At 41.8% G+C, this 26,124-nt stretch carries 27 protein-coding genes and 3 pseudogenes; 17 read left to right on the top strand and 13 right to left on the bottom strand.

Annotated elements, in window-relative coordinates; genetic code table 11:
• Positions 1-6 precede the first annotated feature (6 nt).
• From kdpD to ACLPIE_RS10480, 3 genes are all read left to right on the top strand, one after another.
• Entirely contained in the window at positions 7-2,694 is a 2,688-nt protein-coding gene (kdpD, locus tag ACLPIE_RS10490; RefSeq protein WP_430261573.1) for a two-component system sensor histidine kinase KdpD, read from the top strand.
• Between the two features lie 16 nt (positions 2,695-2,710).
• A complete protein-coding gene (gene kdpE / locus ACLPIE_RS10485) occupies positions 2,711-3,394 on the top strand; it encodes a two-component system response regulator KdpE (protein ID WP_430261572.1) in 684 nt (227 codons plus the stop codon).
• Positions 3,395-3,483: 89 nt separating this feature from the next.
• On the top strand, positions 3,484-3,879 hold the full coding sequence (locus ACLPIE_RS10480; protein ID WP_430261571.1) for a DUF5329 family protein: 396 nt from the start codon (positions 3,484-3,486) through the stop codon (positions 3,877-3,879).
• Between the two features lie 137 nt (positions 3,880-4,016).
• On the opposite strand, the gene glnS is transcribed toward ACLPIE_RS10480, so the two are convergent.
• From glnS to ACLPIE_RS10455, 5 genes and pseudogenes are all read right to left on the bottom strand, one after another.
• Positions 4,017-5,684 carry a glutamine--tRNA ligase gene (gene glnS / locus ACLPIE_RS10475; RefSeq protein WP_430261570.1) on the bottom strand — a complete coding sequence of 556 codons (1,668 nt, stop codon included), beginning with the start codon at positions 5,682-5,684 and terminating at the stop codon, positions 4,017-4,019.
• A gap of 170 nt (positions 5,685-5,854) precedes the next feature.
• On the bottom strand, positions 5,855-6,670 hold the full coding sequence (locus ACLPIE_RS10470) for a sulfite exporter TauE/SafE family protein (RefSeq protein ID WP_430261569.1): 816 nt from the start codon (positions 6,668-6,670) through the stop codon (positions 5,855-5,857).
• A 179-nt stretch (positions 6,671-6,849) separates the two neighbouring features.
• Positions 6,850-6,975 carry a colicin E3-like toxin immunity protein gene (locus tag ACLPIE_RS10465; RefSeq protein ID WP_430261717.1) on the bottom strand — a complete coding sequence of 42 codons (126 nt, stop codon included), beginning with the start codon at positions 6,973-6,975 and terminating at the stop codon, positions 6,850-6,852.
• Positions 6,976-7,070: 95 nt separating this feature from the next.
• A pseudogene (locus ACLPIE_RS10460) lies at positions 7,071-7,187 on the bottom strand (IS3 family transposase); the annotation flags it as partial.
• Positions 7,187-7,428 (bottom strand): annotated as a pseudogene (locus ACLPIE_RS10455) (transposase); the annotation flags it as partial. The pseudogenes ACLPIE_RS10460 and ACLPIE_RS10455, both read right to left, overlap by 1 nt.
• A gap of 270 nt (positions 7,429-7,698) precedes the next feature.
• Here ACLPIE_RS10455 and ACLPIE_RS10450 point away from each other — a divergent pair.
• Complete coding sequence (locus ACLPIE_RS10450) at positions 7,699-8,088, top strand: hypothetical protein (protein ID WP_430261568.1); 390 nt, start codon at positions 7,699-7,701, stop codon at positions 8,086-8,088.
• Between the two features lie 228 nt (positions 8,089-8,316).
• On the opposite strand, the gene ACLPIE_RS10445 is transcribed toward ACLPIE_RS10450, so the two are convergent.
• Positions 8,317-8,487, bottom strand: coding sequence for a hypothetical protein (locus tag ACLPIE_RS10445; protein ID WP_430261567.1), 171 nt, complete (start codon positions 8,485-8,487; stop codon positions 8,317-8,319).
• A gap of 680 nt (positions 8,488-9,167) precedes the next feature.
• Between ACLPIE_RS10445 and ACLPIE_RS10440 the strand changes: the two genes are divergently transcribed.
• Both ACLPIE_RS10440 and ACLPIE_RS10435 read left to right on the top strand, forming a co-directional pair.
• The gene (locus tag ACLPIE_RS10440; protein ID WP_430261566.1) at positions 9,168-9,536 is read left to right on the top strand and encodes a VOC family protein; all 369 of its coding nucleotides are present in this window, start codon (positions 9,168-9,170) and stop codon (positions 9,534-9,536) included.
• A gap of 78 nt (positions 9,537-9,614) precedes the next feature.
• A pseudogene (locus ACLPIE_RS10435) lies at positions 9,615-10,043 on the top strand (site-specific integrase); the annotation flags it as partial.
• Positions 10,044-10,246: 203 nt separating this feature from the next.
• On the opposite strand, the gene ACLPIE_RS10430 reads toward ACLPIE_RS10435, so the two are convergent.
• The 7 genes from ACLPIE_RS10430 to ACLPIE_RS10400 form a co-directional block, all read right to left on the bottom strand.
• The gene (locus ACLPIE_RS10430; protein WP_430261565.1) at positions 10,247-11,083 is read right to left on the bottom strand and encodes a DUF932 domain-containing protein; all 837 of its coding nucleotides are present in this window, start codon (positions 11,081-11,083) and stop codon (positions 10,247-10,249) included.
• A 60-nt stretch (positions 11,084-11,143) separates the two neighbouring features.
• Positions 11,144-11,560 (bottom strand): antirestriction protein, encoded by a 417-nt coding sequence (locus ACLPIE_RS10425; protein ID WP_430261564.1) that lies wholly within the window; start codon positions 11,558-11,560, stop codon positions 11,144-11,146.
• A gap of 89 nt (positions 11,561-11,649) precedes the next feature.
• Complete coding sequence (locus tag ACLPIE_RS10420) at positions 11,650-11,868, bottom strand: hypothetical protein (protein ID WP_109912286.1); 219 nt, start codon at positions 11,866-11,868, stop codon at positions 11,650-11,652.
• 57 nt (positions 11,869-11,925) lie between these two features.
• Positions 11,926-12,975 (bottom strand): hypothetical protein, encoded by a 1,050-nt coding sequence (locus ACLPIE_RS10415; RefSeq protein WP_430261563.1) that lies wholly within the window; start codon positions 12,973-12,975, stop codon positions 11,926-11,928.
• 9 nt (positions 12,976-12,984) lie between these two features.
• Positions 12,985-13,662 (bottom strand): helix-turn-helix transcriptional regulator, encoded by a 678-nt coding sequence (locus ACLPIE_RS10410; protein WP_430261562.1) that lies wholly within the window; start codon positions 13,660-13,662, stop codon positions 12,985-12,987.
• A gap of 56 nt (positions 13,663-13,718) precedes the next feature.
• Positions 13,719-14,447 carry a DUF3944 domain-containing protein gene (locus tag ACLPIE_RS10405; RefSeq protein WP_430261561.1) on the bottom strand — a complete coding sequence of 243 codons (729 nt, stop codon included), beginning with the start codon at positions 14,445-14,447 and terminating at the stop codon, positions 13,719-13,721.
• Positions 14,448-14,668: 221 nt separating this feature from the next.
• Positions 14,669-15,580: a hypothetical protein gene (locus ACLPIE_RS10400; RefSeq protein WP_430261560.1), complete on the bottom strand. Its 912-nt coding sequence runs from the start codon at positions 15,578-15,580 to the stop codon at positions 14,669-14,671.
• Positions 15,581-16,101: 521 nt separating this feature from the next.
• On the opposite strand from ACLPIE_RS10400, the gene ACLPIE_RS10395 reads away from it, so the two are divergent.
• From ACLPIE_RS10395 to ACLPIE_RS10345, 11 genes are all read left to right on the top strand, one after another.
• Complete coding sequence (locus ACLPIE_RS10395) at positions 16,102-17,142, top strand: YagK/YfjJ domain-containing protein (protein WP_430261559.1); 1,041 nt, start codon at positions 16,102-16,104, stop codon at positions 17,140-17,142.
• Between the two features lie 113 nt (positions 17,143-17,255).
• A complete protein-coding gene (locus ACLPIE_RS10390; protein ID WP_269723558.1) occupies positions 17,256-17,492 on the top strand; it encodes a helix-turn-helix transcriptional regulator in 237 nt (78 codons plus the stop codon).
• A gap of 251 nt (positions 17,493-17,743) precedes the next feature.
• Positions 17,744-18,157: a putative zinc ribbon protein gene (locus ACLPIE_RS10385; RefSeq protein WP_430261558.1), complete on the top strand. Its 414-nt coding sequence runs from the start codon at positions 17,744-17,746 to the stop codon at positions 18,155-18,157.
• 709 nt (positions 18,158-18,866) lie between these two features.
• On the top strand, positions 18,867-19,385 hold the full coding sequence (locus ACLPIE_RS10380) for an Hcp family type VI secretion system effector (protein WP_430261557.1): 519 nt from the start codon (positions 18,867-18,869) through the stop codon (positions 19,383-19,385).
• Between the two features lie 69 nt (positions 19,386-19,454).
• On the top strand, positions 19,455-21,584 hold the full coding sequence (locus ACLPIE_RS10375; protein ID WP_430261556.1) for a type VI secretion system Vgr family protein: 2,130 nt from the start codon (positions 19,455-19,457) through the stop codon (positions 21,582-21,584).
• Positions 21,581-22,387, top strand: coding sequence for a DUF4123 domain-containing protein (locus tag ACLPIE_RS10370; protein WP_430261555.1), 807 nt, complete (start codon positions 21,581-21,583; stop codon positions 22,385-22,387). The genes ACLPIE_RS10375 and ACLPIE_RS10370 overlap by 4 nt, the downstream gene beginning before the upstream one ends.
• Entirely contained in the window at positions 22,384-24,192 is a 1,809-nt protein-coding gene (locus ACLPIE_RS10365; protein WP_430261554.1) for an S-type pyocin domain-containing protein, read from the top strand. The genes ACLPIE_RS10370 and ACLPIE_RS10365 overlap by 4 nt, the downstream gene beginning before the upstream one ends.
• Positions 24,176-24,646, top strand: a complete 471-nt coding sequence (locus ACLPIE_RS10360) for a hypothetical protein (RefSeq protein WP_430261553.1) — start codon at positions 24,176-24,178, stop codon at positions 24,644-24,646. Before ACLPIE_RS10365 ends, ACLPIE_RS10360 begins: the two co-directional genes overlap by 17 nt.
• Entirely contained in the window at positions 24,647-24,946 is a 300-nt protein-coding gene (locus ACLPIE_RS10355) for a hypothetical protein (protein WP_430261552.1), read from the top strand.
• Positions 24,946-25,446, top strand: a complete 501-nt coding sequence (locus tag ACLPIE_RS10350; RefSeq protein WP_430261551.1) for a hypothetical protein — start codon at positions 24,946-24,948, stop codon at positions 25,444-25,446. The genes ACLPIE_RS10355 and ACLPIE_RS10350 overlap by 1 nt, the downstream gene beginning before the upstream one ends.
• Before the next feature lie 35 nt (positions 25,447-25,481).
• Positions 25,482-25,961, top strand: a complete 480-nt coding sequence (locus tag ACLPIE_RS10345; protein ID WP_430261550.1) for a hypothetical protein — start codon at positions 25,482-25,484, stop codon at positions 25,959-25,961.
• The last annotated feature ends 163 nt before the right edge of the window (positions 25,962-26,124 follow it).

Raw genomic sequence — 26,124 nt, 5'->3', positions numbered from 1 at the left:
CCCGTTATGAAAAATCAGGAACCCATTCGCCCTAACCCCGATGATTTATTGGTAAAAGCCAATGAAATAGGACGTGGCAAATTAAAAATCTTTTTTGGCGCCTGCGCTGGTGTTGGAAAAACCTATGCCATGCTTCAAGAAGCACAGCGGCTAAGAGCACAGGGGTTAGATGTACTCGTCGGGATTGTAGAAACTCATGAGCGCGAAGAAACTGCTGCCCTTCTGGATGGACTTTCCCACTTACCACCTAGGCGACTTCATCACCGAGGCCGCCGTTTAAATGCTTTTGATATTGATGCAGCTATTGCTAGGCACCCTGCCATCATCTTAATGGATGAATTAGCGTTTAGTAACCCCAATGGCAGCCGCCATCCTAAACGTTGGCAAGACGTCGAAGAATTATTAGATGCCGGTATTGATGTTCTGACGACGGTTAACGTTCAACATATTGAAAGCTTAAATGATATCGTAGGAAGTATCACAGGTATTCGAGTTCGCGAAACGGTTCCTGATCATATTTTTGATGCTGCCGATGAGGTGGTATTAGTGGATCTTCCCCCTGATGATCTACGCCAGCGCCTTAAAGAAGGCAAAGTTTACATCCCAGGGCAAGCTGAGCGGGCGATTGAACATTTTTTCCGCAAAGGCAACCTAATTGCTCTACGTGAATTGGCTTTGCGTCGTACCGCCGATCGCGTTGATGACCAGATGCGAGAGTTTCGTGATGGCAAAGGCCAAGCTCCCGTTTGGCACACTCGTGATGGCCTTTTGTTGTGCATCGGTCATAATACTGGCAATGAAAAACTTGTTCGCACAGCGGCTCGCCTTGCGGCTAAATTCGGCAGTGTATGGCATGCAGTTTATGTAGAAACTCCGGCGCTCCACCAATTACCAGAGACGCAACGTAGAGCCATTTTAAAAGCATTGCGTCTTGCTCAAGATTTAGGGGCAGAAACTGCAACCTTGTCTGACCCTTGTGAAGAAAAAGCCATATTGCGTTACGCGCGAGAACACAATCTAGGCAAAATACTCATTGGTCGACGCGACAAACAACGTAAATGGCCACGCCTTAATTGGCGCCTAGGTTTTGCTGATCGCTTGGGGAAACTTGGCCCCGATCTTGATTTAATTATTGTCGCCCTAGAAGAAAAAAGTGAGTGGGACAAAGAGCCTGAAAGAAAACCATTTTCGGAGAAATGGCGTTCAGACATGAATGGGTATGTAATGGCGATTGTCATGTGTACGGCTATCACCTTATTTTCACGAACTTTTTTATTAGCACTTGATAAAGCCAACTTAGTCACTTTGTATCTATTGGGTGTCGTACTGATTGCTTTATTTTATGGACGGCGCCCTTCGGTATTTGCTGCGCTAGTTAACGTTATTAGCTTTGATTTATTCTTTGTTCAGCCTCATTTTTCCCTTGCTATCATGGATATGCAATACCTCGTCACCTTCACCGTCATGCTAATTGTAGGTGTGGTGGTCGGGAATTTAACTGCGGGCATGCGTTATCAAGCTCGTATTGCCCGCTATCGAGAGCAACGAACACGCCATTTATATGAAATGACAAAAGAATTAGGGCAAGCACTCAGTACCGATGATATTGGTAAAACGGGATACCACTTTCTCAATAATGCGTTTCAAGCCAAAAGTTGCTTACTGCTACCAAATGAAAATGGTCAGCTATCACCGTTGACATGTGAAGGCCACAGTGAGATGCAGATTGATAAAGCCATTGCAAAGTGGAGTTTTGACAAACGTCAGCCCGCTGGCGCAGGTACTGATACGCTACCGAGTGTCCCCTATCAATTACAACCCATAACCACAGCCGACCAAACGCTTGCTGTTCTTGCCATCGAGCCAAGAAATATACGCCAGCTATTGATCCCCGAACAGCAACGAATGCTGCAAACCTTTACAGGGTTAATTGCGAGTGCCCTTGCGCGTTTACACCTGACCAAGCAAGCTGAGTCGGCGAAATTAGATATTGAACGTGAGCAATTACGTAACTCATTATTAGCCGCACTTTCCCATGATCTAAAAACACCGCTGACCGTTCTATTTGGGCAAACTGAAATTTTAATGTTGAATTTATCAGCAGAAAATTCACCACACACCGCACAAGTCAACCAAATGCGCCAACAGGTGCTGAGTACTTCACGTTTAGTCAATAATTTACTTGATATGGCTCGACTGCAATCAGGTAGTATTCAACCCAATTTACAATGGGAATCACTGCAAGAAATTACCAGTAGTGCTGTAAGGACATTGGATTACACCTTGCACAGCCATCCTTTAGAAATTGATATTCCAGCAGATTTATTGCTTTATTGTGATGCAAATTTGATTGAGCGAGTGCTAATCAATTTATTAGAAAATGCTGTTAAATATAGCCATGAAGATACACCTATTGGTATTCGAGCTGCGGTAGAAGGGAAAAAAATTCATATTGAAATTTGGGATGCCAGCAATGCGATTCCCGATGGGCAAGAAAAAACGATTTTCGATAAGTTCTCTCGAGCTCAAAAAGAATCCGCTATTCCCGGTGTTGGCCTTGGTCTTGCTATTTGTCGTGCTATTATTCAATTACATGAAGGAGAAATTTGGGCACAAAATAATAATAAAGGTGGAGCTAGCTTCCACTTTGTTTTACCTTTAAAGCAACATCCTGATATTGAGTCTGAAATTTAGGAGGATCGCCCTTATTGTGAGTACTCATCAAATCCTGATCGTTGAAGATGAAAAAGAAATCCGCCGTTTTGTACGACTCGCGCTAGAAGGTGAAGGCTGGAAAGTCTTTGAAGCTGAAAATTACCAACGTGGACTGATTGAATCAGGCACACGTCAACCGGATTTGCTGATTTTAGATTTGGGGCTCCCCGATGGTGATGGGCTAGATTTAATCCGTGATTTGCGTCAATGGAGCAGCATCCCAATCATTGTGTTATCCGCAAGGGAAGAAGAATCTCAAAAAGTGGCGGCGCTTGATGCAGGTGCTGATGACTACCTAACAAAACCTTTTGGTATTAGTGAGTTACTAGCAAGAGTCAGAGTGGCTTTACGCCGCTTTGGTAAAGCCTCTCAAGAAAACTCACAGTGCCAATTTGGTGATGTGACTATCGATTTTATTAACCGAGTAGTGACTAAGCAAAATGAAGAATTGCACCTCACTCCAATTGAATTTAGATTACTCAGCGAATTAATCGCCAACAGTGGTAAGGTATTGACACAACGTCATTTATTACTACAAGTATGGGGGCCTAATTATGTTGAGCATAATCATTACTTACGTATCTATATGGGGCACTTACGACAAAAACTTGAAAATGACCCCACCCGACCTATTCACCTGCTAACTGAAACAGGTATTGGTTATCGTTTTATGCCCTGATCGCAAAAATAATATTCTAAGAATCTTACCGATAGTTAAAACTAATAGGCTGGCTATAATTTTTGCACTTATTCTATGGAGAGAAAAATGTGTTAACTTTATCATCATCACAGCCAACCCGTATGTCTTCAGCTTTGGTTTCCTTTTTAAGTATTTTTGTAACCACTCAGGCCCTCGCATTAAGCCCTGAAGAAAAAGTGCGTACCGAATCCTTGTTGGCGGAGCTGGGTAAACAACAAAACCTTACTTTCACACGTAATGGTACTGAGCACTCCGCAGTCGATGCAGAAGCCCATTTACGATTAAAATTACGTAAAACAGAAAAACGCCTCAATACTGCTGAACAATTTATTGATAATGTTGCATCAAAATCATCAATCACCGGTGAAGAATACCAAGTTAAAGATGCACAAGGTAATATGGTTTCTGCTAACAAATATCTGCATGAATTATTAAAAGATAAAGTGGATAACACGCTTCAATAAGTCATGATTCCCAATAGAAAAAGCCGTGATATTCAGTAAAGAAATATCACGGCTTTTTTGTTTAATCGAATACTGACTTTAGCAGCGAAGATCATTAACATTAAGCCGCTAAGTACCGTACTCTTATGATGAGGATTTTAGTTAGACTCAATCTTCGCCCAAGTATCACGCAAGCCAACAGTGCGGTTAAACACTAAATGATCTGCGCGACTTAACTTATTATCCGCACAGAAATACCCTTCACGCTCAAACTGATACGCTTTTTCTGCAACTGCATTTTTCAGGCTCGGCTCGACAAAACCTTGACGAATAACCAGTGAATCCGAATTAATAACCGATAAGAAATCATCTTCTGCACCTGGGTTTGGTACCGTAAATAAGCGGTCATACAGGCGAATTTCTGCTGGCAGGGCATGAGCAATGCTAACCCAGTGAATAACACCTTTGACTTTACGTCCATCCGCAGGGTCTTTATTTAATGTGCCTGCATCGTAAGTACAGTAAATGGTCGTGATATTGCCATCTGCATCTTTCTCAACACGCTCAGCTTTAATGATATAGGCATTACGTAAACGAACTTCTTTACCTAATACTAAGCGTTTATATTGGCGATTCGCTTCTTCACGGAAATCTGCTCGGTCAATATAAATTTCGTTACTAAATGGCACTTGGCGCGTTCCCATCTCCGGTTTATTTGGATGGTTTGGCGCTGTTAATATCTCTTCACCTGCAGGCATATTTTCAATCACAACACGCACTGGGTCGATAACAGCCATAGCACGCGGTGCTGACTCATTCAGATCATCACGAATACAAGACTCTAAAGAAGCCATTTCGACATTGTTGTCTTGTTTCGTGACACCGATACGTTGGCAAAATTCACGGATAGATGCAGCGGTATAGCCACGACGACGTAAACCTGAAATGGTTAACATACGAGGGTCGTCCCAACCATTGACATGTTTTTCGGTGACTAATTGGTTCAGTTTACGCTTAGACATCACCGTATATTCCAAATTCAGTCGAGAAAACTCATACTGACGTGGATGGCAATCAATGGTGATATTATCTAAAACCCAATCATATAAACGACGGTTATCTTGGAATTCTAAGGTACATAAAGAGTGTGTAATGCCTTCTAGCGCATCGGAAATACAATGCGTGAAGTCATACATTGGATAAATACACCATTTGTTGCCTGATTGGTGATGTTCCGCAAACTTAATACGATATAAAACCGGATCACGCATCACCATAAATGGGGATGCCATATCGATTTTCGCGCGTAAGCACGCCTTCCCTTCTTCGAATCCACCCGCACGCATTTTTTCGAATAATGCTAAGTTATCTTCAATAAGGCGCTCGCGGTATGGGCTATTTTTACCGGGCTCTTTAAGCGTTCCACGATATTCACGGATTTCGTCAGGGCTGAGCTCATCAACGTAAGCTAAGCCTTTTTTGATCAATTCAATCGCATATTGATACAAGGTATCAAAGTAGTCAGAGGAATAACGAACATTGCCACTCCACTCAAAACCAAGCCATTTAACGTCTTCTTGAATCGAGTTAACGTATTCGACATCTTCTTTTACAGGGTTCGTATCATCAAAACGTAAATTACATTGACCCTGATAGTCCTTAGCAATGCCAAAATTCAAGCAGATTGATTTCGCATGACCAATATGTAAATAGCCATTCGGTTCAGGTGGAAAACGCGTGTGCACTGACGTGTGTTTCCCGGTCGCCAGATCTTCATCTACGATCTGACGGATAAAATTTGTTGGGCGAGCATCTGCCTCATTCATTGTCATCATTCCTCAATGCCAAAAGCGCGCTAAAAGCGTATAGTAACCAATTATATTCTACCATAATCAGTCTGGAAACAACCGTTTGATTACGCTTAGCTGACAAAAGGTGCGACAAACAGGAATTTAGAACAAAAAAAACCATTTTAGCGCTCACCCTATCGTTTATTTTAAGTCAATAACATCACCGTTAACACCACCAGCAATAATAATGGGTAACTTTGTGCATGACGCTTATCACTCAGATAAGGCATTAATAAAGAAGCAAAACGAATTCCTAGCCACGAAGCCGCAATTAGAATTAGTGCCCCTTTAATGTAAATCATTCCAAGGAACCCAGAACCTAAATCAATATGTTTATCAATGGCAAAATAAAAGTACGTCAATGTCCCTGTAATTGCCATTGGTAGCGTCAATGGATTAGCAAATGCAGCCGCTTGGATCATACTCGCGCCTCTACGTCGCATTAAAGGAACGGTCATCACACTCCCACCTACCCCAAGAAAGGCCGCTACAGCGCCAATAACCACACCAATCGGGGTATCTGCAAAAATGCCCCCTCGTGATGCCGATATTCCATTTGACTGTATATTCATAAAACCAGGACGGATAAAACAATCTAAAATAGTAATGATTAGATAACCAATAAATATCCAACGAATCAATGCACTATCTACTGATAGTGCCACTATTGCCCCTAAAATTCCACCAATTGAAATAGGGAGAATAAAAGGACGAATAATGGGCCAACTCAGGTTACCTTTGAGATAATGAGCTCGACTAGAAAGCGTCGATGAAAAGATCATCACACAGGTTGATGTTGCCACCGCAATTTGCATTGCCACACTGCTTGCATCGCTTTGCGGCCCCCACACTAAGGTAATCAAAGCATATAGCAGTGGAACCGTAATAAAACCGCCACCAAAACCGAATAATGCCGTTGTTATTCCTGAAATGAATCCAAACAAACACAGTAGCCAATCCACAGATAAGTCCTCATGAGTCAGTGAAAAGTTATCTTATCGATGAAAAAAGCACCTTGCTTATGCAAATTCGACAACCTAGTTTGAGATTTCGCCAACGTTATTAACAAATGCAACTTGATGAATACAAATAAAGGGGGCTTAACACCCTTTATTTAATAATATTCAAATGTGAATAATAATTACCATTCATCCCGATAATCGAATGAAACTTGATAATCATATTTACTAAATTCAATTTTATGTTTTATATGATTTTGAAGAGTAGAGATCCAATCAGAAACCATATCAAAACTACCATTGTTAATAATATTTTCTTCAGGGTTAATAGTGAATAGCCAGCAATTCAGTAGACATGAACTAATCTTTCTTTATACCGTTTTTTATACTCTACAGGCGACTGTTAATTATTGGAACCGTGCCTGCGTTTAACGTTGTAGAACATTTCGATATACTCAAAAATATCCATTCGCGCTTCTTCTCGTGTTGCGTAGATCTTTCGCTTAATTCTTTCCCATTTTTTAATATATCGCGCTCTTCAGTGACTCTTTGTAACTCTTTTTTGAGTCGATGAATTTCATCATTTTCATTGGATATTGTTTGATATTGCGAGGAGCCTGAACCATATCGTTTAATCCATGCATAAAGGCTGTGTGTTGTCGTCCCGATTCGGTTAGCAACACTGCAACACTGTGTCCTCTCTCAGTGACCTGTTTTACAGCTTCAATTTTAAACTCTTCTGGATATCGTTTGCTGCTCATAAACACCTCTATTTTTGCTATTTTGTCTAACCTAAAGGTGTCTATCAAGTCGGTGGCTATTCATCCGACTCGTAACATCCGGATAAAAGTGAAGTCAATATTCCTATCATTAGTACTCTTTTCATCTCACCATCCCATCAATTAGTTTCAGTAATGCTAGCTTAGCGGGAGTGCAAATTGAAGCAAACCACCACATTTCTGCTTATTGTCTATAGGCTCACATGCCAGTATCTTAAACAAAGATAATAGCGCACTAGACTAGGATGAATTATGGACATAAAAATAGGACAGCCACTTGATATTTCATTTGAAACCATTGGGTTTGAGGATAAATATGGCTCAGTTGAATTCAAAATAACAATAATAACGAGTGGATTCGATTATCACCAATCGATGAGCCTAAACACATGGTTCTCATATTATGATATAGATGAGTTCATCAAAAACCTGCGTGAAAACAACGAGTCAAAACTAACTAATTTAGGTGGAGATTTTAACCTAACAGTTGACTCAAGTGAAAATTATATCGAATGGTCACATGTAGAACATAGATATTCAGAAAATACATTTTCAACATTTAAAGCTAGAAGAGAGCTTAACGATTTTTACCCTAACATTGTAGAAGCGTTTAAGGATTACCCTAGGTGGTGGAGTAAATAACTCCAAGCTAACAAAAAACCTGCCGAAGCAGGTTATTCACTAGGACTTAAATCACTCAATAAATTCCGCGCTTTATGACAAAACTCATCAATTTTTGGAACTTTCTTAAACTCAGAGTCATCCGCTTTTAACTTGCAACCCATACTAGCCTTACCTTGGAAATACGCCATAGATACCATATTATCAACTAAACGTTTACAAGTACGACTGTTGCTCTGTTTTTCGAACTCACCACATAGAAGCTAGAAGCGCTTTCTGTCGATTAATGCTTGCCGCCATATTTGGCACTACATCATCTTCTGTAATTTCAGGTCGCTCATTAGCACCAAGGTTTGTAGTGCTCGCAAACGAGCCAAACGAAGCTAAACCTAAGAGCAAAACCACCAATCCCTTTTCCATATACCATCATATTTAAGTTAAGCACGAAAATACTAGGATAGATGCGAAGTTCAGGCAATAAAAAATCCACCCGATGCACAACGTGAGCAACTACGGCTACGCAAGCCGATTATGATTGATGGAAGTGTTACGGCGAGGGGATAGATATGAGTTTTCATGACTTATCGAAAGAATCAAAACAGATAACAAGGGAGACGCTTGCTGAAATACAGAAACGAGACAGCTAACTTAAATGATAACGCTAGTGTTGATGAAGACAAGCTTCTGGAAAAACTAGAAATCAAATTAGTCAGACAGTAGTAGTCGCAAAAATTTGCTGTCGTTATTGTACTCATCACGATATTCAATACACGATACCACTTATTTTGCTGCATTTTCAATTTCTTTATATGAAAGACTAAATGACATATTGCGAGTGACTCTAGGGTCTATATATTTTAGGAGATTTATAAAATCGTCCAACTCCTTATCTATAGCGCCAAGCAAGCATAACTTTCTCGCCTGTTCTGCATACTCAGGTCGGTAAGTAGATAATTGCCCTTTAATACCGAATTACCGACGGCATTCTTGTTGCCTTTAGGTGCAGCCATATTCATATACTCATAACAAATTAGAAAACCTTTTTTGGTGTAACTATTTATTTTAAAGCGTGTTACTTTGAGTAGCTAAAGGAGAGACCAATGAAACTAATCGCAATAGACCATGTGCATGTATATGTTGATGACCTAAATGAAGCCGTAAAGTGGTATAAGGATATTTTATTCTTTGAAGTTACATCCAAGTTCAAGGTTTGGTTTGATCAGGGTGGGCCACTGGTCATTAATAACAATGATGTCCATCTGTCATTATTCAAAAGAACTACCCAAAATATCGGCAACACAATTGCTTTTAGCGTAGACAAGCCCACGCTAATAGGATTCATTGAGCATTTAAGTAGCTGTAACATTCCTAACTCAATAGTTGACCATGAAGTATCCATATCTATCTATTTCACAGACCCTTATGAAAATAAGTATGAGATAACAACGTATGAGCATTTCAAAATATAAAAGTTAAATCCAATTAAAAATTCGGCTCACTCGAACTGGCTTTGTGATTGGTTATTCAGCTACTTCATTGTTAAATAAGCTATTGGGATAGCTTTAAATAGCACTGCTTGCAAAGTGCTTAGAGAGCAAATTGGCAAAAGCTCAAGATGGGTTTTTGTCCATACAACAGCAAAGCACAGGCCAGACGGATCACTAACCCCAGCAGTAAGAAAAATGAGAGTTGATGATAATAACGCTTGGTATGCAGGATTAAAAAAAGCTGGAATTGAAGATTTCAGATTTCATGACTTACGGCACACTTGGGCGAGTTGACTAATACAATCAGGCGTTCCTCTTTCAGCACTTCAAGAAATGGGCGGATGGGAAAGCATAGAAATGGTCAGAAGGTATGCACATCTTGCACCTAATCATTTAAGTGAACACGCGAGACATATTGACACTATTTTTGATGATAACGACACAATTACGACACAAGGAGGAAATCAAGCAGGATTAAAACTAGCATAACTCATTGATTTTAAATGGTACCCCTACAGGATTCGAACACGAGTAAATTCACATTGTTTTATAATGAAAATATCGTGTTCGATAAATTTTATACCAACAAATATACCAACAATTATTTTTCTGCAAAATAATTACGGTTTTTTAATTTACACTGAAGGCCGCCGTTTTCATAAGCCCACAATTATGTAAACCAACTAACATTATCAAATTGCATGCCGACTTTCAAAACACTCATGCATCTTTTCTGTCATCACCCACAACGCCTTATTCAATTTGATATCCCCATCAATGCCATTCACTGAACGAGTGCGAGCTCGCTTACCTTTTGCATTTCTGCCCGATAATCCGCCTTTGATTAAATTCTCCTGCAAGCGTTGATATACCGTCCACAGATCATCTTTCTTATCTTCCCAACGGCGAGGCTGTAATACTTGTTGCTCGGTAATCGGTTGATGCTCCTCACCAAAGCGATACGTCAAAGCCGTATGCGCTAAGGCTTGCTGTGCTGGTGGCGGTAACAATAATGACTGCATTTGCTCACGTTTTTTAGCAACTACATCAAATGTTTCCAATACTTCATAAGCGCCTTCAATTACCTTGCCGATAACATCACCTTTATGCGGCACACGCACCTCACCAAAGGTATCGCCGCACACTAAACCATTTTGACATACAGCTCTGAATAGACCCGGCAGCATTTGATAACTACTGGATCCATCATGGCTATTTAAGAGAATAATTTCAGGTACTTGTATACCTGTGATTTGGTCGTGCCGTCTGAGACGTAACATGTGCTTTGTATATTCTCGACGACTCGTATCACGAACACGAGTCTGACAGGCAAAGAACGGATAAAAACCTTCTTTTTGTAAGCTATCAAGCAAGGTAATGGTTGGAATATAAGTGTATCGGTCGCTTCTGGATTCGTGTTTTTCTTCAGAGAAAACACTCGGTACGGTACGAAATAATTCTTCTGTGGTTAACGGGCGGTCGCGACGAATACTATTCGCCGCACCAAAGCGGGAAGCTAAACGAGTCATAATTAATTTCCTTGAAAATAAATAAGATAGGTAAAACTAAAAGAGTGAATTAAGTGAGATTTAATCGATAAGATGGAAAATAGCCGAACTCTCAGGATGTTGAATGGCGTAATCACGAAGTTGGTAAAAACGGTCGACCAGTAGTTCACTTTCGGTTCTAAATGACCATTGGCTGTACAGCATCAAGCAAATAGCCACACCTGCCGCTTCAGGGCTCAGTACTGCTTCATTGCCATTGTGCATATTGAACAGTGTTAATTTTTCGGGGCCCAAATCCGGATAAATAAATGCCCCTCCGTTGGGTAAGGTGCAGTATTCCCAATAGCCACCTGCATATTCATCACAGAACTGGCCCATGATAGTGAAAATCACCACTTCAAACGTGGCGAAGCCTTTTACTGTGCCAAAGTGGGCTTGCCAAAAATGTGTGCGCTGGTGGTTAGAAACGTGTGTTGCGATGATGGGTTCAAGTGTCATAAGAAAGCCCTTTTGTGGATATGACGAAATAAAAAAAGCAGACCAATTAGCCTGCCGTTATGCTGTTATTACATTGAAATAGTTGAATTTTAGTTGTCGCTAAATAATCCGTTAAGCAGTCGCTCAATGGCTCCCCCCAATAAGGTTGTGCAAGCAAGAGTCGCCCCAAGTCGAGCGGCTTGAATTTCCGCATCAGAATACTCGCCTTCAAGCGTAAGTTGCTCATTGACCGTCTTCTGGGCGTAGTAGGTGATAGACACCAGTGTCACAACGCTCACAGAGGTTGCGATAAGTTTAAAAATGGACATAGATTGGCCTTTAATCAGACGTTCACTGAATATGAACGCCGAATAGTGTGTGAAAACTCAGTATTGATATCGGGCGATATCCGGTTTTTGAAAGGATTGTGTTTGGTAGTAAAATAATGCTTTCGCTATTCCGTTAATAATTTGAGGCGTTTCAAGTTTACCTTGGTACGCCCATGCGACGGCATCCGTTCTTGCTGAACGGCTCAATGTTTTTTCCATCATAGGGGTAAAATCCTCCTGCCCTTGTTTATCCTCTAGGTTATACAGAACATGTGTTAGAACAGGCTTTTCAGGGTTAACGAGGCTCCAAATAAAAACTTGGGTGATTGACCAGTCTTGCGCATTTTGTTGTGCACGTTTTAGGTCTGTGATGTATTGCTCCGTGATTTGAACGCCTTCATTTTGCTGATTTTTAAATTGTGTTAGCGCATTGGCATTGTGTTGCTGAAGCTCGGAGACCTCTTTTCGGAGCGTTGCCTCAACATTTTCCGTTTGGTTTAACCACGGTAATAAATACAAGCTAACATCAGGGGCGTGGTCATTCAATGTCTGCGTTAACGCATTCCACGCTTTAAGCTGGCGCTCGGCTTGCTCTGACGGGGTATAACCGGCATTAAATGCAATCGGTGTCGTCATCGCATAGGGCTGACCAACATTGCCTCGGAGCAATGACCAGTCCTGTTGAGACAGTGTTGTGATGACCTGTAAAACCTGAGTGAGCCTCTGCTCCTCAAGGGTTGACTCTGTTTTCGGTGTTTCCGCATTGGCAAAACGCGGTATCAGCTTAGTCATACCGTCTATTGACCTTTGATACCAATAATTTAAATTGTGGTTAATGGCAGTTTGTAATGCCCCTTCAGCTAACTGACACTTATAGATAACCAAGGGTCTTTCTTGTTCATCTGTTAAGGTTTCCCATGTTGGCGAAACACAATCTTTACGGTGATTAAGTACACCGCCGAGTGTGACACTGCGGTCGTAATCATAAATCAATCCTTGAACACGCAGAATATCTTGGGAAACCGTCTTCGCGGGGGTTGATGTTGCATCATCACATCCCAGCAAGAGTGCGCTGCTGATGCAAACAGTATAAAAAATAGCTTTCATCTTAATGCCTTATAATTTAAAGAGTGATTGGATATATTGGTAATGGGGCAAAGCTTGAATAAACGCCTCTTCACATAACCGTTGGTTGAGGTCTTCACGGTAACGAAAGCCCCGCGCCGTCATGACCACATCTTGCAAGGCCATCACATCAAAGACATGAATGTGCTGCGCGATATCGGCGGCGAGATACCAATGACCATGGTAATAAATCAACTTATACGGGGCAACGTTCGTGATGCTTTTTCCTTGGTGGGCAAATTGCAGTAAACGCCGTTTCACAATAGCTTGTGTGAGGACATAAAAGCCCCCAAACAGCGAGGGACGCTGCTTAGGGGGCGTATGGTAGACAATGAACGGTGAATCAATCGTCGGGTCGAGCAGGACTGTCAGCAGCTTCCTGTCTAAGGCAGGAAACAGTGAGGTGATATGTGTAATAGCCGCAAAGCGCAGTATGTCCTTATCGGTACGGAAGGGACGCTGTGACGCCGCTAATCGATAGCCACCTTGGTGATATTCCAAATCCAGATACTGAAGGCGCTCATTAAAGTCACGTCGTAGGGTGCGGGTTGAGACGTTCAGCTCCTCTGACAGCGCTGATAAATAAACGGTTTCTCCTCGAAATAATTGACTGATAATAAACGCCAACCGAGACGCAAGCCGGTCATGGCGAGACACTGATGTCGACATGATGTTGTCCTTATTAAACTAGCTCCGGCAAGCGGATAGAATGGGAGTGATGGGCCTTATTGCGATAAGGCTTTTTGTCGTAAGTACGCCACAATGATGCAGGCGGGTACGGTGACGCGATAAGCGGGTCCCGCTAAGTCAGCGACAAGCCATGCCGAGCTCACTGCAAGGCCAATCGGGCCCGCAATCAAAGACAGCGCCCGATGCGCAGCAAAGAGTGTTCCGAGGGTGGCTACCCCGCCGAGCGCATTAATCACACCAATGGCAGAGAGTGTGGCCACTTCCAGTGCGGCAATGCCAGAGGTACGGATAGCCGCTTGAACCGCAATCAAAATCAGTTGAGGCGTGGGGTTGGTGAGGTTAAGTTGCATATCACGAGAGAAGGCTTGTAGCTCTTCAGTCGTCAGCTCATTTAAGCTTTTTTCTAATACTTTCAATAACAAATTTAATTCCAAGGTTTCGGTATTACCGGCCTTTGGATAATTGACATCAAGGTGGTCACATACATCCTGTAAAATTTCACGGTACAACACGCCTTTATTGCCTCGAACCAGACTCATCAAGCTGTTGGCCCCAAAAGCTTGCAGCTCTGCCGCAATCGACATCCAATATTGTTGGTGCTCAGGGTGGTAGAGTTGATATTCAGGTGAGCTGGTTAAGGTTTCAGTCCAGCGCTTTTGTCCATCTTTGCTGTCATGAGTCAGGACAGACACAAGCAAGCCCAGCTCTTCATTACTGCATTCACGTAAAAACGCTAAATCGGTATCTAATCGGTAAGTTGCCATCAGTGTTATTCCCTAGCTTGAAAAAGAGAACACCACGATAACAACCTCACCGGACAGGTTATGTCCGGCTATTTGACTTTTTTTCGAGAGATAAATGAAGGGAAATGACAGGTTGTGTCACGAATTAAACTTAACTTATTGATATATAAATAAAATAACCAGACGCATTATCAATTGAATAATATATATGTGAAAAAAAATCGAATCATAATGAACTTTACTTATTCATCTTCTTTTTCAATCAGATAAGTTAAATACTCGTTGATTTTCATTCTGTGCCGTTTAGCTAATCTTGATAACTTATCTTTCACATCTTTGTCTAAATATGTGTTCAGCACTTTCTTTTCCGATATTTGGCTTCGATAGTTTTCTTGTGACCACGCTTTTTTCATTTTAATGATCAGTAGCTCTTTTGAATCCGGCGATACATCAAAACTAACATCAAAATACCCAACTAACTTCACGTATTCACTTGCAAATGTATAAACGTCTGAGCGAGTCCATAGATAAAACAAATGAGACTTTTCAATGTAATTTTTTGCCCATTCCATCTGCATTGGATTACGTTCATCAATCCATGACAAGTAATTTTCATCCTTAATTAACATCCATTCCTGCTTCAAATACTCAAGAACTTCAATTTTCTTTTCTATTGAAGAATCCAGTAAATCAAAAAAATACATAATATTATTTAATGCATCTTTTACATTATTGGGGGATGGAGGTAAACCTTGCTTATACTTACCCAATGGATTGGGGTAATCGACACGCTCATATTCAGATGTTCGATACATGCCTCGATCTCGATGATTACGAATAGCAAAAATATCGTCTTTCGTTAAAAAATTATCGATGTAGTAGAGAATAAAAAAGGCACATCGATCATTGGATTTAATCCAATCAAAAGCTTCATTCTGTATAACTTTACAACTAAATTCGTCTTTCGCCTCACGAATGAACCGTACACGCTCTGTCGTATCTTCCAGCTTATTTTTTATGGCTTTATTAAGCTCTCTTTCACTCCGTGGCCGGGCCTCCATGAATTGAATATTCAACATTTTTGAAATGTAAGAACTATAAAAATACCGTTCTCTGTCATTGCTTATTTTTATGTATTTATCCTGATTAGACATAAATTTCCCCACAAGAACTACGTAGTAACAGTGTAGTTTGTTTTGTCTTTAATTAGTCTCTATTACGTCACAATTTACGATGTTTTTATGTTATACTTCATGTCTTACATACGTATAGACAGAATAATCATAGAACAATTACTTTCAATAGGTTAAAGCAAAAAAGTACTAACTTAAAGCATATAAAAAGTACCTAAAATCAAAAAATAGACATAATAACTCAAGTATAGCCATACATTAAACATTGAATCCCGAGTTCAGCGTCTAGGATTGTTTATTATTAATGAGTTAATCAGTATGTCTCTTGTTTATCTTGACTCGTTCACAATCATGTTAACTACAGAAGAATGAGAGCATGTAAAACCATGCTCAATTGTCACTGAAAAACATTACGCATAAGCAATACAACTCCATGCTGATTTTTACCTAAATCAGCATTATTCACATCGAGGCCTATAAAAAATTAAAAATAATTCCCCTGCCTGATGATACGAACCTTTATTCGATCACAGGCAAATAAAATGACAAATCGCGCACTTCACTTAAATCAAGTTGTTCTCTCAACCACATTTGAACATGACCGTCTAACGCTCACTCGAGACCACTCACTACGTGAATTGGTTTCACTGCTCATGGGAAACATTAAACACCTTTCAAAACGTCTAACCCATAAATTAGATTTATATCAAGGCATTCCCTTGTCACCTAATAACCCAAGCTTGCAACTCACCTCTGCGTCCTCCAAAGGTGAGCTCTTTTTAGAAACGCTCAAGTTCATCAATTACATTCAATCAATGAAAATACCGCAAATACAGCACTTGCATCCCACTCTTGTGCTTTTGGTCTCTCTTGTTAACAAATACCGCTTAAGCGACATACTCACAGACAAAGATAAGTACTGGCTGGTGGATACTCCTGAACACCTTCAGTGGCTTAACGAGGCCTTCCATGAGTTCCAAAGCACGTTAAAGAGCCCTGACTACAAAAAGCAAATCCGTACCTTTGAACAAGGCGCTCAGAAGAACTACCGACGGGCTCAGCAGTACATTGATTCGTTGTATCAACGTTACTCCAAATTGCTAGTTGTACGAGTGGACCTGTCTTACAAAAGTGGAATTAGTCACAAAGTCAAAGCTCACCATCTTCGCCAACATCGCCAAGCCCTGTACAAAGCCATCAATAGCGCCCCACTCTTTTCATGCTGCGTCGGGTATATCTTGAAATTGGAATTCGGCATGGAAAAAGGATTTCACTACCACGCCTTATTTTTCTTTAACGGTCAAGAGGTTTGGAGAGACATCACGCTGGGCAAACTCATTGGTGAACTCTGGCAAGAACGTATTACAGAGTGGGCGGGTTTGTACTTTAATTGTAATTACCAGAAAGAAAGATATCGCGAACTGGGGATTGGCTTACTAAAACGTGCTGATGCCGAGAGTAAGAAAGGATTACTCAATGCAGTGAGGTATTTATGTAAAGCGGATGCATGGGTCCGTCTGGCTGTACCTGAACTCAAACGCACCTTTTGGCGAGGCGAAATCAAACCGAGAAAACGCCAGTAGTTAGCAACCAAATTATTTTTTACACATCCGGTTAATGATGTGGAGTGATATCCACATCCCATTTTTCGATATCGCTCCTGCTTTTTATCCACATTAAAAACAGGGGTTTTACCATGAGCACGCAAACTGAAAATATTGCATTACTTGATGACCAATTTATTGACATGAAATTTATCACCGCACTAACGGGGTTAACGGATAAGTGGTTCTACAAATTAATCCAAGAGGGTGAGTTCCCCAAACCCATCAAGTTTGGTCGCATGTCGCGCTGGTTAAAGAGCGAAGTCGTACAGTGGTTACAAGCGCGCATTGATGAATCGAGAGGGGGCAACTCCGCCCTTGAATCCTAAGGCGCTAGAGCTAGTCGCCGTGCATTTTTCATAGCATACCCACTCATTACCCACCAACTCACTTTCAACCACACCTGATGCCATTGAGTGCGTTCTAGGCAAAGCGACGTCCTAAATATACGAACCTGACTCGATATGCATGCAGCCTATGCTCAGTGGTCTTCTGAGTTTCAAGGTGGGTTGCCGAGTGTGGATCCTGAATGTTAGGTACTCAGAACGTTTAGTTTAAATTTTACAGAAGGAGCACAACCATGCTTAAATTACATGAAGTCAAAATGTCTCTCGCCCTAACACAAAACAATCGATTCGCCGGAGCCACCCAAGAACCGAGTTATTCACGAGAAAACTATTACTGTGCTCACTGCGGTGAGCCCGTCACACTGCACAAGACGCCAACGGAGTCATGGTTTACCCATTTTGATCCTCAGACCGCAGAGCACTGTCCGCGGGTCATCAGTAAGATCAAGAGCTTAGAAGACAAGGCACGACTGAGCACACAGGTTCGATCAGTGTCCCCTATTTTAAAGATCACGGATTGGTTTTGCGTGCAGTGTCGTGAGTATTTTACAAGTAATCAAAAATGTTGCCCGAAGTGCCATGAGGGGATTTGGTGTATTCCTGCCCAGAATGTTACAGAAGAACATCAGCCTAAAATAAATAGGTAATTTCCAGATAAGCGATTTAAATATTAATAGATTTTAATAATTATACAGCTATTTACTTTATAACCTAACTCCCGCCTATAGCCACCATCAACTGATGGCCGTATAAGCATTCCAGATACTTACAGGTATACCCGCACCAGATATTTTTTTGAAATTGATATACGCTATTACTGGTGAGATTATTATTAACATTATAAAAAGCGGGCCAAAACAGAGTTAAATAAATTAAAATCAAACTTTACTTAATTTTAATATTTACAAATGCAATCTTTATGGATGAATATACTATCAAAATAATTGTGTAGATGTCGGACTTATGATAGTCGCATGGTGATATTGCTATTAATCTAATAAAATAAATAAGTTACAACCAATTATTTGAATGAAACATTTGATTACATAGTTTATTTCTATGTACATTAGAACTTACTGGGCTCATCGTAGTTTGGTGTGTTTTTTACTCGACAATTATTCTGTTTCGACTCATATGAAGCGTTTTTATTGGCATTATATAGCGATATTTCAACCAGTTTACGCTAAGTCACTTATCCTAGAGAGATACAAAAAAGTCATCAGGTTTACAGTCCCTTCATCCGCTTTTATTATCCTTAAAGCAAATCTTACCGTGCGCACTGGCTGAGATAATGGAAATTAATAGGTAGAACTATTTACCTAACTCAACTCATTATTATTGATAAAGGACATCGCTATGCCAACTCCATGTTATATCGCTATTCAAGGCAAAACCCAAGGCAACATCACTGCAGGCGCATTTACTGCGGATTCTGTGGGTAACATCTATGTGCAGGGTCATGAAGACCAAATGCTGGTGCAAGAGTTTTCTCACGTTGTGACTGTACCGACTGACCCACAATCTGGTCAGCCTTCCGGCCAACGTGCGCATAAACCATTCCGTTTTACTGTGGCGTTAAACAAAGCCGTTCCGCTGCTGTATAACGCGTTAGCGTCGGGTGAAATGTTGCCGAAAGTGGAACTGAAATGGTACCGCACCTCAGTTGAAGGTAAACAAGAGCATTTCTTCACCACTACATTAACCGATGCGACAATTGTCAATATCGATTGCCAAATGCCGCACTGCCAAGACCCGGCAAAAGCGGATTTCACGCAGTTAATCGAAGTGTCTTTGTCTTACCGTAAAATCGATTGGGAACACACTGTTGCAGGCACATCCGGTGCTGATGACTGGCGTGCGCCGCTTGAAGCGTAAGTTCGAATTTAGCGAGCCTTTCGAGGCTCGTTTGCGTTTTTAGCTTTTTCTCCCGCAGAGGAAATCCCCATGTCTTGGAAAGACCCCAATAAAAACAAGCGACTCGGTAGCCCTGAAAACAACCCGCTCATTCACGGAGGTGGATACACGGGCGGCAGAACCTACGCACAAGACCAAGCCTTGCAAAAGGCCCACGAAGAATTGCTGGACAGGATAGCCAGTGGCGAATTTGGCTCAGGGCTGGTGTTCACGTGCACCATTGGTGGGTTACCGGAAGACACGTTTCAAGTGACACAGTTTGATTTACAAGAAGGGCTTTCCCAACTCTTTTCATTGTCGATTCAGGCGGTCAGCCCGTTACCGGAGATTGATTTTCAAAACGTACTCGGAATGGCCTCATCATTGACGGTGAAACGCGATGGAAAAATTCTTCGCAGGGTACAAGGGATTTTAGCCGGGGCTGAGCAAGGCAATACCGATGGGGTAAAAACGTGGTATCACTTTGTGATATGCCCCGAAATGTGGGTAATGACCCTCAAACAAGACAGCCGTATTTTCCAAGATACCACCGTCCCGAATATCCTTGAGACGCTATTAAGCGAGTCTCACATTAAATTTGATAAGCAGTTTTACCACGTCGAAGAACACCTAAAACGCCCCTACATCACCCAAAAGCGCGAAACGATGTATGACTTTTGGTGCCGTCTAGCCGCCGAGGAAGGAATTACGTTCTGGTTCGAAGACGGCCCGCAACTGTTTTACAGTGACCGTCATTTAGGCATGAAAGCGGGTATTTCGCTCACCTATAATCCACAATCTGAAACGGATATCACTGATAGCACCGCCACCACATGGCGTTACGCTGAGCAGCTATGCAGCGATATTCGCGTGGACAAAGATTACAATCAACTCAGACCCTCTTACCCGCTGAGTCATCAAGTGACGGGGGAAGTTCATCAGCAACATGAAATTTTTGAAAGCTATGGTCGTTTTCAAGAGGATGCACAAGGGCAACCGTTCAATCAAATTCGTTACGAACAATCACAAAACCAGCGCCAAGTGGGGTCGGCCACCACCAACTGTATTGAATTAGCACCGGGACGTATCTTTAGCCTATCAAACCACCCTAGCCCTCAAATGAATACCACATGGCAGGTGGTGAGTGTCTCACATCACGGCGTGCAACCCCTTGCGGATAACAGTGGTGGTGAAGGGACTCAGCTAAGCAATCAACTTTCCTTTATTCCCAGCACCCAAGAGTGGCGTCCTCCTTATCGATATAAGCCTCTCGCCGATGGGGATGAAGTTGCTACCGTCGTCGGGCCGAAAGGGGAGGAAATCTACACTAATAGCAAAGGGGAAGTGACGGTCTATTTTCATTGGGATAGGCGAGGCGTACCTGACCATAGCGCCTCTTGCTGGGTGCCGGTGACGCATGGTTGGAGCGGAAGTGGCTATGGGTTTATGAGTATTCCCCATATTGGGCAGCAGGTTTTAATCAGTTACCTGAATGGCGACATTGACCGCCCCGTCATTACGGGGTGCTTGTACAATGGACGCAATGCGCCACCTCTAGATTTACCGACCCAAAAAACACGCACCACCTTTAAAACCTGTACCCATAAAGGTGAGGGGTTTAACGAATTGCGTTTTGAAGACGAGGCGGGACAAGAGGAAGTGTATATTCATGCCCAGCGTGACATGAATGTGCATATTCAGCATGACAGCCATACCCATGTTCAACAGGATGTCAAACAGCGTATTGACCAACACCGTTTTACTGACATTCAAGGGGATGAGCATCTTCACGTTAAGGGAACACACAAAGCTCAAATAGAAGGCGATATCTCTGAACAGGTGCTCGGCAGTTATCACCAACAAATTAACGGTGCACTGGTGAGTGAAAGTGGTCAAGAGACCCACATTACCAGCCAAGGGAAAGTGGTGATTGATGCGGCGACGGAAATTACCTTAAAAGTGGGTGGCAGTTTTGTGCGGGTGACATCGGGCAATGTGTTTACCTCCGGCAATGTGGCGATAGGTGACAGTGGCGGGGGCTCAGGGCAAGCGGTAGACATTCAATTGCCGGATGGCGTTGACCCGTTTGCGACACCGCCTTACCCCATTAAACCCTATTGCGCGATGCAAGCCCAAGCGACGGGCAGTTGGGTGATTAAGCCTAATGGGGGAAATCAATGAGACTCCCCCCTTGGACAACATGGTTAACCGCATCCAATACCGACCCTGTCTATTTACTGCTCAATACGTTAGCCACACCAAACCCAACGGATTTGCTGTTTGCCAATGATTGGGTGGAACAGGCATTTCCTATTTATAATGGCACCTCACTGGCCCATTTAATCGGTCAGAGCCCGTGGCTTGTGCAATTAAAGCCGAGTGCGTATGCCCCCTTAGGGCAACTGCTTGACCGTAAAGGCTTGAGTGATAACACATGGGGCTGGGCGTATCGCAGTTCGCTGGATTGGCAATACCAGTTACGTCATTGGCAAAACCGCCAATTGGTGGAGCTGAATGAAGAGCTCGTGGTGCTGCGATTAATGGATACGCGCATTGCGAATGTCCTTATTCCCAAAATGTGTGCGGTGGATTGGTCTGTGCTGATGACGCCAGTCCATGAGGTGATGTTGGAAACCCCAAACGCCCCTGCTTTTTTTGAATCGCCCACCCGCCATAACCCCTTGCCTATTCCTGAACTGCAAGCCCGCCCTTTCCTCATGGGGGCCCACTTACAGGCTGCATGGGAAAACTCTACACAGTTTATCCAATTGTTAGCGGAAAACCTCGCGTGTGACCTGTGGGAAAATCACGCTGATATCGCCTTATCCCTCGACACCCCGGAAGGTCACCTTCACCGACGTTTAGTGGATTGGTTACATATTCATCCCTCACTCGCGGGGGATATCCATACCCGTACCGCCACACAGTTTACGGACTATGCCCAGCAACAAGGCTGGCTAACCACGACAACGGAGCCGTCATGAGTCAGAAAGTCGAATCGTGCATTATCTGTGAAAACTACCGATTTTGGTTAGAACTGCAATTGGTTGATGACAAGGGCCAACCCTTAGCCAACGTGCCGTATACGCTCGCGGAGAGAGGTACAGGCCGTACGATGCAAGGCAGCAGCGACCCACAGGGATTAATCAAAGCGGAAGGCTTAACCGCTCGCCCGTATACACTGAGCCTTGAACCGCAACCCTTAGCCGATGCTCTTACAACGATGTCGCCTCCGGCGGTTATTCAAGGCAACGATAAGTCACTGAGTGATTATTGCCGTGAGCAGAGGTATCTCCTGAGTGAGAACAACCGCGCAGGGGCGTTTAATCCCAATGCCCCAACGACCGTCCATCGGATGACGGCGGGGCAAATAAACCGTTCTACCCACTATCAGCAACGTGATAAGGGCTATCCTCTGTTGTTCCCGTATAACCATCGTCGCGTGATTGCGATTAAACGGATAGCAGAGCCGGTGTTTGCCAAATCCACTCTGAGAGGGCTGGGCAATACGGATGAGGGGCTCGACGTAGAGTCTTTAGCTAACTTTGGGGTGTGTGATTACAGTAACTATACTTGCAACACGACATCAAACTCGACACAAACTGTTCCCCAGTCAAGCTGGGTATCTTCATTCTTTAGCGCATTAAATCCGATTGGCACCGCACAGGCTTTTCCAATTGGGGGAGCCATGGGCAGTGGTGCTATGGCAAGTGGTGGTGTTGTCGGTGGTGCCGTGGGGAAGCAAGATACATCGTTTGGATGGGATAATTCACAAGAAAGTGCAAATCACCGCATTGCTCGACATCTTGAGCATGAACTGCGACAACCGTCACCGTTGGTTTTGAGTGCAAATATTCTGTTTGCCATGGTAGCGAATTATTATGAAGGGGACAGCTTAACGCAACCTGATTTGCTGGAAATCGCAGTGATGGGAGGCTCTGCACCGACGCGTATGCGAGTAGGGTTTGCCTCAACGGGAACCACAGCGGCAGCGATGGCGAGCGCGTCTCAACTGATTGCGTACCATACTGAGCGAGACAGTGGCTTTGACCAAGTACCCGTAATTAAAGGTGAATTGGCTTCCGAAGCTGAAGCGCGAGAGGTGTTGAGCTTACCGATATATCAATCCCCAAATGGATTACCGAACGCCAATACCCAAGCTGAAATTTATCGTTTTGATGCAGGTGGTACAATTCTTTACATGGGTGTGTCGGCATCGGGTGGGATTATTAATATCTCTGCGCGGATTGATGATATTCCAAAAGGACCAACCATTCATGCGGGCCCTTCGCCTCTGCCACAAAAGGTCGAGAAACCCGAAGGTTTTGCTATTCATGAGTCTGATACTCGGCCTGAAACACTGCCGATTGCAGATGACGGAATAGTTTGGCGCCATACGGGGCACGATGTTGAACCGGTGGATTTTCGCGATTATATTCTGACAGTAGACCGGAAGGATGTTAAGCCTGTTTACGTAAGTTTAAATGAATCTAAAAATGTCACAAATTCAGCTGGTGAAACCGTAGAAAGAAAATTTGTAGAGGATCAAGATGGACTTTTAGAAGAAGCAGAAAAAGCGGCAGGTGGCAGCTTAGATAATTTTAAACCAATAAAAGAACACTGGTATGAAAGTCCAGATGGCACAAGAAGAATTGAGTGGAATCCAGACGGGCATAAAAATACTAATGAGGGTCCACATGTAACTATCCGTGACTATAATGGTAAACGATACGGTGTGACGGATAAAGTTTTTATAAAAGGTAGAGAGAAGTATGATGGAAAACCATAAATGCATTAATCTGATAGAGGCAAATGAAATATTGTCACCTATTTTAGGTGATAATATTGAAATAATTAATTTCATAGATTATGCCGAAGATGAAAATTTCTTTTTAGTTAAACAACTGAAGAACTGGGAAGAAAAAGATGATATTGATATATTAGAGGAAATTGATTTTAAAAGATATCAACTAGGTGAAGTGATTGTATTAAATGATTCCTTATACGAAAGAAAGATAGCATTTTTATTAGACTCTAAAGATATTGATTCTTTTTTGGATTGGTATTTTAAAAAATATAACTCTTGTTTTATTGAGGGCGATACTATTTTCTTTTCTATAAGCAAAAAAGAAATGTTATTATTCAATCATGATGGTTATTTAATGGTATATAAATTACCAATTAAGTTAATAGAAAAGGGTATTGAAAAATATATTAATTTTAAGGCTAAACATAAGTTATAATTGTGGATAGATGAGTATTATGATTGTTCTAAAATCGCCAGAGATTTGAAAGAAGCTGCGGGAGGACAAGGTGAGATTCTTGAAGTCAGATCAACTGAAAAGTACGGTTCAATAAATGTATTTGAAAATGGCATTACTGAAGGTGATATGGGGTATCACCAAGTTTATTCCGATGGGAAATATATTTATGAACCCCGGATTTCATCTCAAGCAATCCCTAAAGGAGATTGGGAGAAACACATCAAAGGTATTAATGACGGAAAGCTAACGATTACTAACAAGCCTACAGGATTAAAATAATGAAAATTGAAAATAATCAAGGTGATGAGTTGTTACTGGTTATAAAAAAATATATAGATTTAGAATGGGTACATTGCAGTAGACGATTTAAAGAAAAATATGTTGACCCAAGCAATTTTATCGATGGAGAACGTTATATTGTTGATACTATAAATCGAGCTCCTTCAACAAACTTTCGTCCTGTAGATGAGCGTAATCATCAAGATTTTATTGCTGTCTTGAAAGCAGCTGTTGACTCTTATCATGGAAAAATCGACTGGATTTTAACGGGACGGCAAAAAACGAACACACCTGAATATAATTGGGCAGTAGTACCTTCTATCTTTTTGGAGCAGGAAGTAATCGATGAAGCTAATAGATTGATGATAACAAAGGCAGAATATTTATCACTAAAAATGCCTGAACTAGGACCGGTAACCTATGCGGATTTAATTAATCTTGCTAAACATGTCGATAAATATTTAGAAAAACATTATTTACCTTTGAAGCGTCATTCATAAATCCGACTTAGTGTAATAATGTAAACTAGCAATAAATGAATATTGTTTATAATCGATTCAGTTTAGTTGCTATCATCATTGGAGCTTTTAGTATTCTTGTAATACTTGTTAATCAAAGCGTTGAACGCGAATATGTCCGATCTAAACCTAAGCTAGAGCAGATTGTTCATGAAAAGGTAAGTAGTATAAAAAAAGCGACAATAGATGCAATTAAAGGAAAAGCGTATCAAACCCCTACCGGAGATCCTGCCAATGAACAGCGACAGCTTTTATTAGATAAAATTGAATTATCAAAACAAATCAGTATAACGCTCGGTGTATTTGGTATTATTTTTGCTGCTATTTCATTTATTCGCCATGAAAACAAAAACTCAGCCAGAATAGCATTAGCACTAAATGGGAGTGTTCTCGCTATTTCTCTTCTATTGTATGCTGCCGCAGGTATAGCTAGCATTGTTGCTGTTTTACTTGTCATTTGGTTTATTGGTAACTTTTTTGACATTTTTAGTATTTGATAACGTCTTCAGAAAAATACCCTAATTTTTTACGTAAAACGTAAGCGGTTAATGAACCACACATACTAAACAAACTCGTCATTTGCCATAGTAGCTTTTTCATTGGAGGGACTATGGAACAACAAAGTAAACGAGAATACTGGACTGCAATTCTAGAGCTGCA

The organism is Providencia sp. Me31A (assembly GCF_050487165.1).
In the GTDB taxonomy this organism is placed as follows: Bacteria; Pseudomonadota; Gammaproteobacteria; order Enterobacterales; family Enterobacteriaceae; genus Providencia.
Note: the sequence above shows the minus strand (reverse complement) of the source record. Positions and strands in the feature narration are given on the sequence as shown.

Excerpts from the sequence above, each read along its gene's own strand:
- kdpD (WP_430261573.1), top strand. The coding sequence starts at position 7 with ATGAAAAATCAGGAACCCATTCGCCCTAACCCCGATGATTTATTGGTA.
- glnS (WP_430261570.1), bottom strand. The coding sequence starts at position 5,684 with ATGAATGAGGCAGATGCTCGCCCAACAAATTTTATCCGTCAGATCGTA.
- ACLPIE_RS10450 (WP_430261568.1), top strand. The coding sequence starts at position 7,699 with ATGGACATAAAAATAGGACAGCCACTTGATATTTCATTTGAAACCATT.
- ACLPIE_RS10445 (WP_430261567.1), bottom strand. The coding sequence starts at position 8,487 with ATGGAAAAGGGATTGGTGGTTTTGCTCTTAGGTTTAGCTTCGTTTGGC.
- ACLPIE_RS10440 (WP_430261566.1), top strand. The coding sequence starts at position 9,168 with ATGAAACTAATCGCAATAGACCATGTGCATGTATATGTTGATGACCTA.
- ACLPIE_RS10430 (WP_430261565.1), bottom strand. The coding sequence starts at position 11,083 with ATGACTCGTTTAGCTTCCCGCTTTGGTGCGGCGAATAGTATTCGTCGC.
- ACLPIE_RS10425 (WP_430261564.1), bottom strand. The coding sequence starts at position 11,560 with ATGACACTTGAACCCATCATCGCAACACACGTTTCTAACCACCAGCGC.
- ACLPIE_RS10420 (WP_109912286.1), bottom strand. The coding sequence starts at position 11,868 with ATGTCCATTTTTAAACTTATCGCAACCTCTGTGAGCGTTGTGACACTG.
- ACLPIE_RS10415 (WP_430261563.1), bottom strand. The coding sequence starts at position 12,975 with ATGAAAGCTATTTTTTATACTGTTTGCATCAGCAGCGCACTCTTGCTG.
- ACLPIE_RS10410 (WP_430261562.1), bottom strand. The coding sequence starts at position 13,662 with ATGTCGACATCAGTGTCTCGCCATGACCGGCTTGCGTCTCGGTTGGCG.
- ACLPIE_RS10405 (WP_430261561.1), bottom strand. The coding sequence starts at position 14,447 with ATGGCAACTTACCGATTAGATACCGATTTAGCGTTTTTACGTGAATGC.
- ACLPIE_RS10400 (WP_430261560.1), bottom strand. The coding sequence starts at position 15,580 with ATGTCTAATCAGGATAAATACATAAAAATAAGCAATGACAGAGAACGG.
- ACLPIE_RS10395 (WP_430261559.1), top strand. The coding sequence starts at position 16,102 with ATGACAAATCGCGCACTTCACTTAAATCAAGTTGTTCTCTCAACCACA.
- ACLPIE_RS10390 (WP_269723558.1), top strand. The coding sequence starts at position 17,256 with ATGAGCACGCAAACTGAAAATATTGCATTACTTGATGACCAATTTATT.
- ACLPIE_RS10385 (WP_430261558.1), top strand. The coding sequence starts at position 17,744 with ATGCTTAAATTACATGAAGTCAAAATGTCTCTCGCCCTAACACAAAAC.
- ACLPIE_RS10380 (WP_430261557.1), top strand. The coding sequence starts at position 18,867 with ATGCCAACTCCATGTTATATCGCTATTCAAGGCAAAACCCAAGGCAAC.
- ACLPIE_RS10375 (WP_430261556.1), top strand. The coding sequence starts at position 19,455 with ATGTCTTGGAAAGACCCCAATAAAAACAAGCGACTCGGTAGCCCTGAA.
- ACLPIE_RS10370 (WP_430261555.1), top strand. The coding sequence starts at position 21,581 with ATGAGACTCCCCCCTTGGACAACATGGTTAACCGCATCCAATACCGAC.
- ACLPIE_RS10365 (WP_430261554.1), top strand. The coding sequence starts at position 22,384 with ATGAGTCAGAAAGTCGAATCGTGCATTATCTGTGAAAACTACCGATTT.
- ACLPIE_RS10360 (WP_430261553.1), top strand. The coding sequence starts at position 24,176 with ATGATGGAAAACCATAAATGCATTAATCTGATAGAGGCAAATGAAATA.
- ACLPIE_RS10350 (WP_430261551.1), top strand. The coding sequence starts at position 24,946 with ATGAAAATTGAAAATAATCAAGGTGATGAGTTGTTACTGGTTATAAAA.
- ACLPIE_RS10345 (WP_430261550.1), top strand. The coding sequence starts at position 25,482 with ATGAATATTGTTTATAATCGATTCAGTTTAGTTGCTATCATCATTGGA.